This is a genomic window from Rhizobium mesosinicum (genome assembly GCF_019511345.1).
Taxonomy (GTDB): domain Bacteria; phylum Pseudomonadota; class Alphaproteobacteria; order Rhizobiales; family Rhizobiaceae; genus Rhizobium; species Rhizobium mesosinicum.
In genome coordinates, this window is the sequence record NZ_JAEUAK010000008.1 from 102,049 (window position 1) to 115,609 (window position 13,561).

The 13,561-nt window shown below is 62.6% G+C and carries 15 protein-coding genes; 6 read left to right on the forward strand and 9 right to left on the reverse strand.

Annotated features, from left to right (window positions below):
• Positions 1–178: 178 nt before the first annotated feature.
• Positions 179–1,930, forward strand: coding sequence for an acetolactate synthase 3 large subunit (locus JNB85_RS20465; RefSeq protein WP_220336325.1), 1,752 nt, complete (start codon positions 179–181; stop codon positions 1,928–1,930).
• Between the two features lie 36 nt (positions 1,931–1,966).
• Here the strand turns inward: JNB85_RS20465 and JNB85_RS20470 are convergent, their stop codons facing one another.
• Both JNB85_RS20470 and JNB85_RS20475 read right to left on the reverse strand, forming a co-directional pair.
• The gene (locus JNB85_RS20470) at positions 1,967–2,623 is read right to left on the reverse strand and encodes a glutathione S-transferase family protein (RefSeq protein WP_220336131.1); all 657 of its coding nucleotides are present in this window, start codon (positions 2,621–2,623) and stop codon (positions 1,967–1,969) included.
• 8 nt (positions 2,624–2,631) lie between these two features.
• Positions 2,632–3,273, reverse strand: a complete 642-nt coding sequence (locus JNB85_RS20475; RefSeq protein ID WP_220336132.1) for a dihydrofolate reductase family protein — start codon at positions 3,271–3,273, stop codon at positions 2,632–2,634.
• A gap of 90 nt (positions 3,274–3,363) precedes the next feature.
• Between JNB85_RS20475 and JNB85_RS20480 the strand changes: the two genes are divergently transcribed.
• Positions 3,364–3,885, forward strand: coding sequence for a winged helix-turn-helix transcriptional regulator (locus tag JNB85_RS20480; RefSeq protein WP_220336133.1), 522 nt, complete (start codon positions 3,364–3,366; stop codon positions 3,883–3,885).
• A gap of 17 nt (positions 3,886–3,902) precedes the next feature.
• Here the strand turns inward: JNB85_RS20480 and JNB85_RS20485 are convergent, their stop codons facing one another.
• Positions 3,903–4,493, reverse strand: coding sequence for a TetR/AcrR family transcriptional regulator (locus tag JNB85_RS20485; protein ID WP_220336134.1), 591 nt, complete (start codon positions 4,491–4,493; stop codon positions 3,903–3,905).
• A gap of 159 nt (positions 4,494–4,652) precedes the next feature.
• Between JNB85_RS20485 and JNB85_RS20490 the strand changes: the two genes are divergently transcribed.
• Entirely contained in the window at positions 4,653–5,408 is a 756-nt protein-coding gene (locus JNB85_RS20490) for an SDR family NAD(P)-dependent oxidoreductase (RefSeq protein WP_220336135.1), read from the forward strand.
• Between the two features lie 66 nt (positions 5,409–5,474).
• On the opposite strand, the gene JNB85_RS20495 is transcribed toward JNB85_RS20490, so the two are convergent.
• Positions 5,475–6,374, reverse strand: coding sequence for an SDR family oxidoreductase (locus JNB85_RS20495; protein WP_220336136.1), 900 nt, complete (start codon positions 6,372–6,374; stop codon positions 5,475–5,477).
• A 97-nt stretch (positions 6,375–6,471) separates the two neighbouring features.
• Here JNB85_RS20495 and JNB85_RS20500 point away from each other — a divergent pair, with 97 nt between their 5' ends.
• Positions 6,472–7,305: a helix-turn-helix transcriptional regulator gene (locus tag JNB85_RS20500; RefSeq protein ID WP_220336137.1), complete on the forward strand. Its 834-nt coding sequence runs from the start codon at positions 6,472–6,474 to the stop codon at positions 7,303–7,305.
• Here the strand turns inward: JNB85_RS20500 and JNB85_RS20505 are convergent.
• Complete coding sequence (locus JNB85_RS20505; RefSeq protein WP_220336138.1) at positions 7,302–8,420, reverse strand: metallophosphoesterase; 1,119 nt, start codon at positions 8,418–8,420, stop codon at positions 7,302–7,304. The two genes, JNB85_RS20500 and JNB85_RS20505, sit on opposite strands and share 4 nt — an antisense overlap.
• Positions 8,421–8,510: 90 nt before the next feature.
• On the reverse strand, positions 8,511–9,437 hold the full coding sequence (gene gcvA / locus JNB85_RS20510; protein ID WP_220336139.1) for a transcriptional regulator GcvA: 927 nt from the start codon (positions 9,435–9,437) through the stop codon (positions 8,511–8,513).
• A 117-nt stretch (positions 9,438–9,554) separates the two neighbouring features.
• On the opposite strand from gcvA, the gene JNB85_RS20515 reads away from it, so the two are divergent.
• Together JNB85_RS20515 and JNB85_RS20520 are read left to right on the forward strand one after the other, a co-directional pair.
• The gene (locus JNB85_RS20515) at positions 9,555–10,259 is read left to right on the forward strand and encodes an SDR family oxidoreductase (RefSeq protein ID WP_220336140.1); all 705 of its coding nucleotides are present in this window, start codon (positions 9,555–9,557) and stop codon (positions 10,257–10,259) included.
• Positions 10,260–10,373: 114 nt separating this feature from the next.
• Positions 10,374–10,589 carry a hypothetical protein gene (locus JNB85_RS20520; RefSeq protein ID WP_183740065.1) on the forward strand — a complete coding sequence of 72 codons (216 nt, stop codon included), beginning with the start codon at positions 10,374–10,376 and terminating at the stop codon, positions 10,587–10,589.
• Positions 10,590–10,688: 99 nt separating this feature from the next.
• Here the strand turns inward: JNB85_RS20520 and JNB85_RS20525 are convergent, their stop codons facing one another.
• From JNB85_RS20525 to JNB85_RS20535, 3 genes are read right to left on the reverse strand one after another with little or no spacing between them, the layout of a single operon-like run.
• Positions 10,689–11,453 carry an ABC transporter ATP-binding protein gene (locus JNB85_RS20525; RefSeq protein ID WP_220336141.1) on the reverse strand — a complete coding sequence of 255 codons (765 nt, stop codon included), beginning with the start codon at positions 11,451–11,453 and terminating at the stop codon, positions 10,689–10,691.
• Positions 11,450–12,490: a FecCD family ABC transporter permease gene (locus tag JNB85_RS20530; protein ID WP_220336142.1), complete on the reverse strand. Its 1,041-nt coding sequence runs from the start codon at positions 12,488–12,490 to the stop codon at positions 11,450–11,452. Before JNB85_RS20530 ends, JNB85_RS20525 begins: the two co-directional genes overlap by 4 nt.
• Complete coding sequence (locus tag JNB85_RS20535) at positions 12,487–13,503, reverse strand: ABC transporter substrate-binding protein (RefSeq protein ID WP_220336143.1); 1,017 nt, start codon at positions 13,501–13,503, stop codon at positions 12,487–12,489. Before JNB85_RS20535 ends, JNB85_RS20530 begins: the two co-directional genes overlap by 4 nt.
• Positions 13,504–13,561 lie beyond the last annotated feature (58 nt).

The following is a 13,561-nucleotide window of genomic DNA, read 5'->3' on the forward strand; positions in this document are numbered from 1 at the left end:
GTGTAACCGTCCGGCATCAGCCACCCATGCGCCGAAAACAAGGTCCCTGACGGGGCCTTTTTTTATGCCCCGTCGCACCCAATCACCCAATCAACGACGGAACATTGCTGTGACCGGCGATAAGGCCAGCTTTACCCAAAATTCCTCTACGTCAGCGAATACTCCCTCTGGCCGCCTGATGAACGGCGGCGAAATCGTTCTGCAGGCACTGCGCGACAATGGCGTCGAGCACATATTCGGCTATCCCGGCGCTGCGGTGCTGCCGATCTATGACGAGATCTTTCAGCAGGACGAGATCAAGCATCTGCTTGTGCGCCACGAACAGGGTGCCGGACATGCCGCCGAAGGCTATGCGCGCTCAACCGGCAAGGCCGGCGTCATGCTGGTGACCTCGGGGCCGGGTGTCACCAATGCGGTGACGGCACTGCAGGACGCACTGATGGATTCCATCCCGCTCGTCTGCCTGACGGGGCAGGTGCCGACGAGCCTGATCGGCACCGATGCCTTTCAGGAATGCGATACGGTGGGCATCACGCGGCCCTGCACCAAGCACAATTTCCTCGTCGGCCATGTCGACGATCTGGCGAAGACGATCCATCTCGCCTTCAGGATCGCGACCTCTGGAAGGCCGGGGCCGGTTCTCGTCGATATGCCCAAGGATGTGCTGTTTGCGAGCGGTCTCTATGTTGCGCCGGAGGAAGTCTCCGTGCCGGCGAGCTATCAGCCGGCCACACGCGGCAACGGACAAGCGATCCGCGACGCGGTGACGCTAATGGCGGAGGCGCAGCGGCCGGTCCTCTATACCGGCGGCGGTGTCATCAATTCCGGACCGGAGGCCTCGCGCCTGTTACGGGAGCTGGTGGAACTGACGGGCTTTCCTGTTACCTCGACGCTGATGGGGCTCGGCGCCTATCCCGCGTCAGGGGCGAACTGGCTGAAGATGCCGGGCATGCACGGCTCCTATGAGGCCAATATGGCGATGCATGATTGCGACCTGATGATTGCGATCGGGACGCGTTTCGATGATCGCGTCACCTCGCGCACCGACAAGTTCTCGCCGGGGTCGAGGAAGATCCATATCGATATCGACCCGTCCTCGATCAACAAGAATGTCGCCGTCGATATCGGCATTACGGGCGATGCGGCTGATGTGCTGAGGGAGATGATCGAAGCATGGCGGGCGCTCCCTGAAGCGCCGCAGCGAAGGCGGCTGGATGGTTGGTGGGCCGAGATCGAAGGGTGGAGGGCACGAAAGTCCTTTGCCTACGAGATGCGCCGCGACGAGATCATCCCGCAATATGCGCTGGAGCGGCTGAATGCGCTGACGACCGATCTCGACCCTATAGTCACCACCGATGTCGGCCAGCATCAGATGTGGGCGGCGCAGCTTTTCGGCATCGAGGCGCCGAACCGCTGGATTACCTCGGGCGGGCTCGGCACGATGGGTTACGGGTTGCCGGCGGCGCTCGGCGCTCAGATCGCCCATCCCGGCCGGCTGGTCATCGGCATTGTCGGCGATGCCTCGGTGCAGATGACGCTGAAGGAACTCTCGGCGGCGATGCAGCATCAGGCGCCGGTCAAGATCTTCATCCTCAACAACGAGCGCCTCGGCATGATCCGGCAATGGCAACAGATCCTGCATGGTAACCGCCAGGCCCATTCCTACACGGCTTCGCTGCCGGATTTTGTCAGGCTGGCGGAAGCTTATGGTGCTGTTGGCCTCAGATGCGAGAGGCCGGACGACCTCGACGACAGGATCAGGGAAATGATCGCTATCGATCGGCCAGTGCTTTTCGACTGCCGGGTTGCGGCGCTCGAAAATGTCTATCCTATGGTCCGCAGCGGCCGGCCGCATAATGACATGCTGTTTGCCGAGGACGTGGAGGCTGAAGCCGACGCGAGCTTCGGCTTCAGCCAGGGGCTTGTCTGATATCTGGGTCGGCCGATGTCTTCCGATGCCGGCCGATCAATCCCGCCCGACGGGAGCACCCAGCGGATAAAGATGGCGATAGGGGCGGGCCTCGTCGAGGGCGCGGGCGTAGCTCGGGCGGGCGAGCAGGCGGGCGCGATAGGCGCGGAGATTTTCGAAATGCTCGGGGACGGGGTGCGCCCAATCGGCATAGAGCAGAGCAGGGGCTGCAGAACAGTCTGCGAGGCTGAAGGTTTCGCTCGCCACCCATTGGCGGCCCTTCATATGGGCGTCGAGGATGGCATAGGCGGTTTCGAGTGCCTGGCGCCAGCGGACATAACCGTCATCGGGCTCCATTTCCCGGCCGATTGCGGCGTTGACCATGCGCTGCTGCGGATATTGCATGTAGTTGTCGAAGAAGCGGTCCCACATGCGCACTTTGATCGCCGTTGCCGCATCGCGCGGAATGAGCGGCTGTTCGCCTGGATGAAGCATATCGATGTATTCGATGACGCTTGTGGCTTCGAAGATGAAGTCGCCGCCGTGCTCGAGAACCGGGAAACGCTTGATCGGCCATTTCCGCGAGAATTCCGAATTGATCGGCTCGCTTCCGTCGAGAAGTTTCGCCTCGAAGGGCAGATCCTTCTCGTAAAAGGCCGTTTTCGCCTTCTGGGAGTAGGAGGAGAGCGGGTGCAGATACATTGCCAAGGACATTGCCAATCTCACTTCGAAAGGACGATATGGGTAGCCATTTCCGTCGCCTCGTGGGATTTGACGGAGAAGCCCAGGGACGGCAGATCGATGCCTTCGAACATGGCCTCGCCCTTGCCGAGAACGACCGGGGAGATGGCGAAATGCATCTCGTCGATCAGCCCGGCTTGCAGATATTGCCGCACAGTGCTGACGCCGCCGCCGATCTTGACGTCCTTGTCGCCGGCCGCGGCCTTGGCTTTTTCGAGGGCTTCTTCGATGCCGCCGGTGATGAAATGGAAGGTGGTGCCGCCTTCCATGACGATGGGCTTACGGGCATAGTGAGTGAGGATGAAGGTCGGCGCGTGATAGGGCGGGTTCGGCCCCCACCAGCCCTTCCACTCCTCATCCGGCCACTCACCCCGGATAGGCCCGAACATGTTGCGGCCGAGGATGAAGGCGCCGAAGCCGGAATTGCCCGCCGAGGCATATTTTTCGTCAGTGCCGGTGGTGCCGTCGTCCTTGCCGATCATGGTGCGGAAGGTGCGGGTGGGGAAGAACCACTGGTGTACTTCCATGCCGCGCTTGCCAAGAGGATTTTCAAGACTCTGGTCCGGCCCAGCGCCGAACCCATCGATCGAAAGGGAAAATGCAGCTACGCGTACACGCGCCATGTCAGCCTCCATCTGATTGCATTTTGAAATCAGTTGAGTTGTGGCATAACTAATCCTATAATGCAACTGGTTTTTGTCGCGGAGTCGGATATGAATATCGAAATACGCTCGGGCTGCCCGATCAACCTGACGATGGAGGTGCTGGGCGACCGATGGAGCCTCGTCATCATCAGGGATATCATGTTCGGCAATCGCCGTCATTTTCGCGAACTGCTGACGCAATCGGAAGAGGGCATCGCGTCCAATATTCTGGCGGCGCGGCTGAAGCGGCTGATGTCCTACGGGCTGATCAGCAAGCTCGACGATCCCTCCCATAGCCAGAAGGCGATCTACAGCCTGACGGAAGCCTCGATCCAGCTCGTGCCGATGTTTGCGATGATCGGCGCCTGGGGCCGACGGTTTATGCCGGTCAGCGAGGATTTGAGCATCCGCGCCGAATTGCTGGAAGAGGGCGGGCAGCCGCTCTGGGACGAGTTCATGGAGGATCTGCGCAGGATCCATATCGAGGATCCGATCGGCGGGGCGAATGGATCGGTCAAATCGCCGGTTCTGGCGCGGCTGACGGCGGCGTTTTTGGAAGTGCGGGCGAAGATGGATGCGGCGGCGGGCTGAATTCCGGCCGCTGAAGTTCATGAAGATTTCGAAGGCCAGGTGGAAAGCGCCTGCTCGGCAACGGCCTCCAGCATATCGCGGCTGAAGCCGGCCTTGGCTTGTACCGCCATGCCGTGAAGCACGGCCAGCAGGAAGGCGGCCAGCGCTGCGGGCTTGGCGGTCTCCGGCAGGTCGCCCTCGGCTTTTGCCCGCTCGAAGCGCTCGCGGAGCTGGACTTCGGCAACAGCGCGAGAATCGATCAGGGCCTGTCGCACCGGTTCGGCTTCATCCGATCCCGCCAGGACGCCATTGATGGCGAGGCAGCCGGTATGGGTGGGATAGCGGGTGTTGAGGTCGATCGCGCCGGACATCATGTGCGCAGCCACCTCCCTTGAGGTCGGCATCTCAAGCGCTTTCGGGATATAGTCCACGTATCGCTCATAGTAGCGGTCCAAGACTTGGCGGAAGAGCGCCTCCTTGTTGCCGAAGGCGGAATAGAGCGCCGGCCGCTCGACGCCGGTCGCCTCGGTCAGGTCGGAATAGGACGCGCCTTCATAGCCCTTGCGCCAGAAGACGCAAAGCGCGGCATCCAGCGCTTTCTCCACATCAAATTCGCGATGGCGTCCCATCAGACCGACTCAATGAATTTCATAATGATCGTTATTAAACCACTTGACGGCGTTTGTCCAGATTTCATACCAATCGTTATTGTAACGATCGTTACGAAAAAAACTCAACCGTCAGCCAGTGAGGCGGGCGGTGCTCGATGGGGTATGGAAAGGACTGATATGTCTGACATTTTGAAAGGAAAGGTCGCTTTGGTGACCGGTGGTTCACGCGGGCTGGGTGCCGCTGCAGCGGAGGCGCTTGCCGATCAGGGCGCGGATGTGGCGATCAGCTATGTCAATTCGGCCGAGAAGGCGGAAGCGGTGGTCGAGACGCTGCGGGCGAAGGGTGTCCGGGCTCTGGCGATCCAAAGCGACCAGGCCGATACCGCGGCGGCCAAACCGCTGGTCGACAAGGTCCTGGCCTATTTCGGCAAGCTCGACATCCTCGTCAACAATGCGGCGATCGCCGTGCAGGGCAGGACGGTCGACGACCCCGACCTCGATACGGTCAATCTCGACCGCCAATGGCAGGTCAACGTGATGGGCGCGGTGGCGACCACACGGGCGGCGGCGCAGGCGATTTCGGATGGCGGCCGGATCATCTTCATCGGCTCGCTGCTCGGTAGCCGGGTGCCGTTTTCGGGTGTTGCCGATTATGCGGGCACGAAGGCGGCGATTGCCGGCTATGCGAAGGGCGTGGCGCGCGATCTCGGCGGGCGTAACATCACCGTCAACGTCGTCCAGCCCGGCATCATGCCGACCGATATGGCGGCCGATGTGCGGGACAAGCTGCCCGATGCGATCATGGACCTGCATCCGATCCGGCGCATCGCCACGCTTGAAGAAGTGTCGGCGGCGATCAGTTTCCTGGCGGGACCGCATGGCGGCTATATCAGCGGTGGCGTGATCGACATCTCCGGCGGGCTGCAGGTCTAACGCCGAAAAGTTCCTCCGCCTGCGGAGCCGGGGAGGTTCCGCAGGCGGGTCGTCCTGTGCGCTCGGTCAGGCTGCCAGGGCGCCGTAATCCATCGCATCGAGATCGGCGATCAGGCCGGGACCAACAGGATTCCATCCAAGGATCCGGCGGGTCTTTTCGCTGGAGGCCGGGAAGTCGAGGCCGGCGAAGATCGCCATCCAGCCGAAATGCTCGGCAGCCTTTTCCGGTGCGACCGAGATGACGGGCAGTTCAAGGCCGCGGCCGAGAGCTTCGGCGATCTCGCGGGTGGTGATGCCTTCCTCGGCAACGGCGTTGTAGCGGGCGCCGGGCTCGGCTCTTTCGATCGCCAGGCGGTAGAGCAGGGCGACATCCAGCAGGTGGCCGGCCGGGAAGCGGTTGAGGCCTTGCCCGACATAGGCGACCGCGCCCTTCTGCCGGGCGATTTCGATGAGCGGCGAGACGAGACCCTGCTTGACCGTGTTGTGGACCTGGGGAAGGCGCATGACGGATACGTTGACGCCTTGGTCGAGGAGCGCATTGCCCGCAAGCTCGGAGGCGATGCGCGGGTTGGGATGCTCGATGTTGAAGACATCCTCGCTCGCGAGCTCTCCAAAATGGGCATTGCCCATGCCGGTGCCTGATGTGATGAGGAGGGGGCGGTTCGAGCCCTTGAGCGCCTCGCCCATGGCGGCAATGACGCGGCTGTCCTTCTCGCAATTCTCGGCGAAGCGGGAGAAATTATGGTCGAAGGCCGTGTGGATGACCGCATCGGCCTTTTCGACGCCGGCTCGCACGCTCTCGGGTTCTTCCAGCACGCCCCGGTGGACTTCGACGCGTGCCTCTTCGAGCGCCCTGGCGCCGGCGTCCGAGCGGGTCATGCCGATGACATGATGGCCTGCCTTCAGGAGTTCGGGGACGATGGCCGAACCGATGAAGCCGGTGGCGCCGGTGAGAAATATGCGCATGTTGTGTCTCCTTATTGCGATGAAGCCCAATATTGCGCTATGTTTTATGCTGTTAAAGTAGTGACGTTATCCTATTATAATGGCTAACAGGGACGGCATGAGCACCGACAGCAATGCCCTCGGCACCTTCCTTCGCGACCGCCGCTCGCGCCTCGACCCGGCGGTCTTCGGTTTTTCCGGGCGCAGGCGCACGCCGGGCCTGAGACGCGAAGAGGTGGCGCAGCGCGCCAATATCAGCCCGACCTGGTACACATGGCTGGAGCAGGGGCGCGGTGGAGCACCTTCGGCTGATGTTCTGAACCGGATCGCGGGTGGCTTGATGCTGACCGAGCCCGAGCGCGAGCATCTCTTCATTCTCGGTCTCGGCCGCCCGCCGGAGGTGCGCTATCGCGCCGTCGAAGGCATCAGCCCTCGGCTACAGCGTCTCATCGATACGCTCGAAGTGAGCCCGGCGCTGGTGCGCACGGCTGCCTGGGATATCGTGGCGTGGAACCGCGCAGCCACCATCGTCATGACCGATTACAGCAAGCTTGCGCCGGAGGATCGGAACGTCCTGCGTCTCCTGTTCTCCAACTCCACTGTCCGCAACGTTCAGCATGATTGGGAGGCCATGGCGCGTTTCGTCGTCGGCGCCTTCCGGGCGGATGCGGCGCGGGCCGGTGCTACCTCGGAGATATCAGATCTGGTGGAGGAACTTTGCCGTAGCAGCCCGGAATTCAAGAGGATATGGGAAGAGAATGAGGTGATCGCCCATGGGGAGGGAACCAAGCGGCTGAGACATCCTGTTCTCGGGGATATCGAACTTGAATATTCCGGCTTTGCCATCGACGGCAGGCCGGATCTCAACATGGTCGTCTATAATCCCGTCGATCCTGATCTGGCCGAGCGCATTCGCCTGATGGTGAGAGACGCAAAACCCGAGCGGGATTAGGCGCGTCTGCGCAGCGTGAATACCGTCAGTTCAGAGGGGCGGCCGAGCCTGAGTGCAAAGCCCGGCCAGAGCGCGGTCCCGTTGTTGACATAGAGCTGCATGCCGCCGACGTGGTAGTGGCCCGAGACGAAACCCCCATTTGCGCGGGCGACCAGACGATCGAGGCCGAACACCATGCCGCCATGGGTGTGACCGGACAGCTGCAGTGCGACTCCCGCCTTGGCCGTCTCGGCTGCCATTCGCGGCTGATGGTCGAGAAGAACGATCGGCGCCTCGGCCGGAGCGTCTTTCAAGGCCGCGGCAAGATCGGGATTGGGCATCGGTCTGCCGAAGGCCGCAAGATCGGGCACGCCGGCAATGACGATACGATCGGCGCCGCGCTCGATGACGGCGTGCTCGTTCATCAGCATGCGTATGCCGAGACCCGTGTGGTGCTCGATCCAATCGTCGTAGCCGAAATAATATTCGTGATTGCCGGGGATGGCGAAGATGCCGTCGGGCGCCTCAAGCTTTGCCAGCGGTGCGACATCCGCACGGCGCTTTTCGAGGTGGCCGTCGATGAAATCGCCGGTCACGACGATCAGGTCGGTTTTCAGATCATTGGCCTTCTTTACGACGGCTTCTGCCCAGGGTGCCGGAAAGAGGCGGCTGAGATGCAGGTCGGTCAATTGCAGCAGGCGATAGCCGTCGAAGGATTCGGGGAGGTCGCGGATCGATATCTCGACATTTTTCACGGGTGGAATACGCACGGCTTGCGCGACGCCGAAAGCGGCCAGGCCGAAGGCCGCGAGTCCAATGATATAGCGGGTCTCAGGAGGGATGGCCGGAAATTGTCCCTCGACGAGGGCGAGGACAAGTGAGACGGCATCCAGTGCGATCTGGAAGACCGCCAGCAGGAGCGTCGCACCGAAGAGGAAATTCAGCACGATGATCAGCGGGCGTGGATATTCGGGCGCGAAGACGGATCCTGACGAGATACGGTTCAGCAGGACCTGCTGGGAGCCGACGAGGAGGACGCCGGCCAGCAGGGCCTTGGCAGGCCATATCCACGGCAAAGGCAGGATGAAGCGGAGGAGGACGACCAGCCAGGGAAGGCCGAGAATGAAATGGAACATAAAATAGGCCTGTTATTATCGACGCTTATCGGCAGGAATGAAGAGATTGAATCTGGTGTCTCCGGCGTCCTGCGCAAGGGCTGGTTATTTTCAGCCAGGCGACACCAGCCCCATGAGCGACGGCTCAGCCTCTTTCTGCGCCTCGGCGAACAGCCAGCCGATCACGGTTTCCCGCGCAGGAGATTTCCGGTAGCGCGGCCAGACGAGGTAGATGTCCGACGGGCCGCGCAGCCTGGCTTCGAAGACACGCACCAGCCGGCCCTTGGCAAGGTCCTCGGTGACGAAGCCGCCATTGGCGAGAACGATGCCCTGTCCGGCGATCGCCGCCTCGATGGCGTGCGCGGTTTGCGAAAAGCTGATGCCTTTGAAGGAGGGACTGCTGCCGCCGGCGAGATGGCGCTCGACGAATTCCGGCCAGAGATTGTGGGCATCGTGCAGCAGCGGATAGGCCGAGAGATCCTCGGCCGTGCGCGGTGCAGTCCGGCCGGCAAGCAGCAGCGGGCTGCAGACGGCGATGACTTCCTGTTCGAACAGCAGCTCGGCATTCAGCCCCGGCCCGAAGGGCGGGCGGCCGTAGCGGACGGCGAGGTCGACGCCATCGGCCACGAAATTCGAGATGCGCTCGGTCGCCAGAATATGCAGGTCGAGATCGGGATGCAGAGCGGTGAAGTCCGGCAGGCGCGGGATCAGCCATTTCGATGCGAAGGTCGGCGTCGTGCTGATGGTGAGCTTGATCGCCTGCGGCTTCAGCTCGTCGGTTGCTCTCGCGATGATCTCGAAGGCACGCCTGATATCGGCGATGTAGCGTCGGCCCTCTGATGTCAGCGCCAGCGTGCGGGGGAGCCGCTCGAACAGGGCCATGCCAATCTGCGCTTCGAGGCCGCGAACCTGCTGGGCGACGGCGCCCTGCGTGACGCCGAGCTCTTCGGCGGCGAGCCTGAAGTTCAGGTGACGTGCCGCGACTTCGAAGGCTCTGAGGCCATTGAGGGAGGGTAGCTTTCCCGGGATATCGCTCATCGAGTAGTTTTTCTACTGCCATAAAAGAGGAGAACTGTTTCGCGCTCGCGTGACGGACATGGTATCGTGCGTGCACACATCGATCAATCGACGATATCGCTTCAGGAGGGCACGGGCATGTCAGTAGAAAAAGTGGCTGTTATCACGGCAGGCGGCAGCGGCATGGGGGCCGAGAGTGCGAAGCGCCTTGCGGGTGATGGATACAAGGTCGCAATTCTGTCCTCCTCCGGCAAGGGCGAGGCGCTCGCCAAAGAACTCGGCGGCGTCGGCGTCACCGGTTCCAACCAGTCGAACGACGATCTGAAGCGGCTCATCGATGCGGCGATGGCGGCCTGGGGGCGCATCGACGTTCTCGTCAACAGCGCCGGCCATGGGCCGCGCGCGCCGCTGAACGAGATCACCGACGAGCAGTGGCGTACGGGCATGGACGTCTATCTGATGAACGTCATCCGTCCGGTGCGGCTGGTGACACCGATCATGCAGGCGCAGAAGAAGGGTGCGATCGTCAATATCTCGACGGCCTGGGTTTTCGAGCCGTCGACGATGTTCCCGACTTCGGCGGTCTTCCGCGCCGGCCTTGCCGCCTATACCAAGCTCTTTGCCGATACCTACGCAGCCGAGAACATCCGCATGAACAACGTGCTGCCCGGCTGGATCGACAGCCTGCCGGCGACGGAGGAACGGCGCGAGGCGGTGCCGATGAAACGCTATGGCACGAGTGCGGAAGTGGCTGCGACCATTGCGTTTCTGGCGTCCGATGGGGCGGGGTATATTACCGGCCAGAGCCTGAAGGTGGATGGCGGCTTGATGCGGTCGGTTTGAGCGCGGACGGCTGATCGTCAAGGGCAGGGGCAGCTTGAACTATTCGGGCCTGCGTCTATTGTCAGGCGGCGGACATTGCGTCCATGCCCGCGACGATCGAGAAAGCCCGAAGCCATGCAGAAGTTCACTGTGTCCATCACGCGAGAGATCGAGGCCGATACCGCCGAGGAGGCCGCGCTTCTCCTGTATCAGGAGCTCGCCAAGGAGGCGGCGCCGCTTCGCTATCTGGTCGCGGACGAGACGAAGAGGACGAGGACTGTGACACTGGATCGCGCACAGGCGGACGAATTCGCCGCTGTCGATCACACTGCCGATCCTGGGAATTGGTAGGCGTGATGGCGGGGGCTTCGTTGTAAGACGACTGGCACAACGAACGGACAAGGCGACCGGGACGCCGATCGCGCTAGCGCATCACCCCGTTCTCGCGGATCAACTCACCCGGTACTGGATATGCGTGCGGCCATGCACGGCCGATCTTTCGATATGGGCGCGCACGCCGAAGACACGGGCGATCAGATCTTCGGTCAGCACTTCCTCAGGCGTGCCTGATGCCGCGACCTCGCCCTTCTGCAGCACCACCAGGTGATCGCAGAACATCGCCGCCAGATTGAGATCGTGGAGAGCGATGATCGAGGTGAGTCCGAGTTTGGCGACCAGCGCCAGGATATCAAGCTGATGCTGGATATCGAGGTGGTTGGTCGGCTCGTCGAGCAGCAATTCGCTCGGGCTCTGGGCCAGCGCCCTAGCGATATGCACGCGCTGGCGCTCGCCGCCCGACAACGTCTGCCAGAGCTGCCGGGCGCGCTCGGCCATGTCGACGCGGGCAAGCGCTTCCTCGACAGCCGCATCGTCATCGGAGCCCCAGGAGGAGAGGAGGCCGCGATGTGGCGTGCGGCCAAGGCGCACGACATCGCGCACGGTGATCTGCGTATCCGTCGTCGACTGCTGTTCGACAAAGGCGATGCGGCGGGCAAGGGCAGCGCGCGAAAGGCCGGAGACATCGTCGTCGCCGAGGCGGATGATGCCGGATCTGACCTGCCGCAGCCGGCAGATCAGGCGAAGCAGACTGGATTTGCCGGAGCCGTTTGGCCCGAGTAGGCCGAGCACCTTGCCTTTTTCGACGGATATGCTGACGCCATTGACGATGACGGTATTGCCGGCGGCATAGGTGACCTGGTCTACGGTGATACTCATGCGCTTCTCCGCACGCGATAGAGGATGATGGCGAAGGCCGGCGCGCCGAAGAGCGCGGTGACGACGCCGATCGGCAGGATCTGCTGCGGAATGATGATGCGCGAGATGATATCGGCGCCGACCATGAAGAGCGCGCCGCCAAGCGCGGTCGCCGGCAGCAGGCGGCCATGCGCCGGCCCGACGAGGAAGCGGGCGGCATGGGGAATGACGAGACCGACGAAGCCGATGGAGCCGACCATGCTGACGACACTGGCGGTCATCGCCGCTGTGACGGCAAGCAGGGTGAACTGCACCCGGCGCACGGGGACTCCAAGCGCGGCTGCGGCATCCGTGCCGAAGGCGAAGGCATCGAGTGCACGCACATGGGCCAGGCAGAGGATGAAGCCGATCACGGCCACCGGCACGGAGAGATAGACATCCGGCCAGCGCACGCCGCTCAGCGATCCTAAGAGCCAGAACAGCACGCCGCGGGCCTGTTCGGCATTGGCCGAGGTGGTGACGATATAGGAGGTCAGCGCGTTGAAGAGCTGCGAGCCCGCCACGCCGCAGAGAATGATGCGCTCGCTGGTGCCGCCGGCACCGGCGGCCAGCATGCCGACCAGCAGGAAGGCGGCGACCGCGCCGATGAAGGCGCCGCTCGACAAGCCGAGTATACCGTAACCGAGCCCTGATATCATGACGCAGACGGCCCCCGTCGACGCGCCGGCGGAGATGCCGAGCACATAGGGTTCGGCAAGCGGGTTGCGCAGCAGCGCCTGCAGGATCGCGCCGCAAAGCGCCAGCGACGCACCGGCGCTTGCCGCCACCAGCGCGCGGCTGAGGCGGTAATCCCAGACGATGCCCTGATGGATGCGGCTGAGCTCGAACGCCGTGCCGAACAGCCGGTTGGAGACCGCCTTTGCCGTAGTGGCGAGCGGAATGGTGATCTCGCCGATCGACACGGCAAGGCTGACCATCAGGCCGAGCAGGATGACGGCGGCGATGGTGAGCGCGGCGAACGCCCACCATGTCCTGTGTGGCGAAAGCGTCTGGCTCACTGCGCCAGACCGAAGGACTTGATGCCCTTTGCCAGCGTTTCGATGCCGTCGATCGTGCGGATCGTCGGGTTCATCGACTGCGCGTCCATGATGATGAAGCGCTTGCTTCTCACAGCATCCAACTCCCTCGTGACCGGATCATTCTCCAGGAAATCCACCTTCACCTTGGGATCGTCGGCGGCATAGCGGCGGCGGTCCATGGTGGCGATGACGATGACGGAAGGATTGGCCTGCGTAATGGTTTCCCAGCCGACGAGCGGCCATTCCTCTTCAGTCGTCACGACGTTCTTTGCGCCGAGCATTTTCAGGATATAGGCCGGCGCGCTGTTTTTGCCGGCGATGAAGGCATCACCCTTGACCTCCTTGCTGGAGAACCAGAAGACGACAGGCAGGTTCTTGGCCGCTGCACCGGCGACGGAGGCAACGGCATCGGCCTCGCGCTTTTTCAGCTCGGCAATCAGCGCATCGCCGCGGTCTTTCACGTCGAAGATCTCGGAGAGTTCAGTGATTTCCTGATAGATCAGGTCCATCGTGAACAGCTCCCTGCGCACGCCATCGCCGCCATCGGTGTTGGTCTTGGCGACGCAATCGGCCGGCGCGACATAGGTGTTGATGCCGAGATCCTTGAACTGTTCGCGCTTGCCGACGGACCCCTGGGTGCCGACATGCCATTCGAATTCGGCAGCCACAAGATCGGGCTCCGCGCCGACGACGGATTCGAAGCTCGGGTCATTGTCGGCGAGTCGTCTGATCCTGCTGTTGGCTTCGGCATATTGCGGCAGGACCGGGCCGACCCAGACGGCGGCGCCGGCGATCTTGTCGGCAAGGCCGAGCGAGAACAGCACTTCGGTCATGCCCTGGCCGATCGAAACGATCTTGGCCGGCGCCTTTTCAAAGGTGACCTGCTGACCGCAATTGGTGAGGGTGAGTGGATATTGGGTGGCGGCAAATGCGGGCGCAGCAAAGCCGGCCAGCCCGAGCGCGAGGGAAAAGCTCTTCAGAAGCCGTCGCATGGGAAACTCTCGATCAAAAGGAAAAGGGCCGGCGGACTCCGGCGCGCGAATGCGCGAA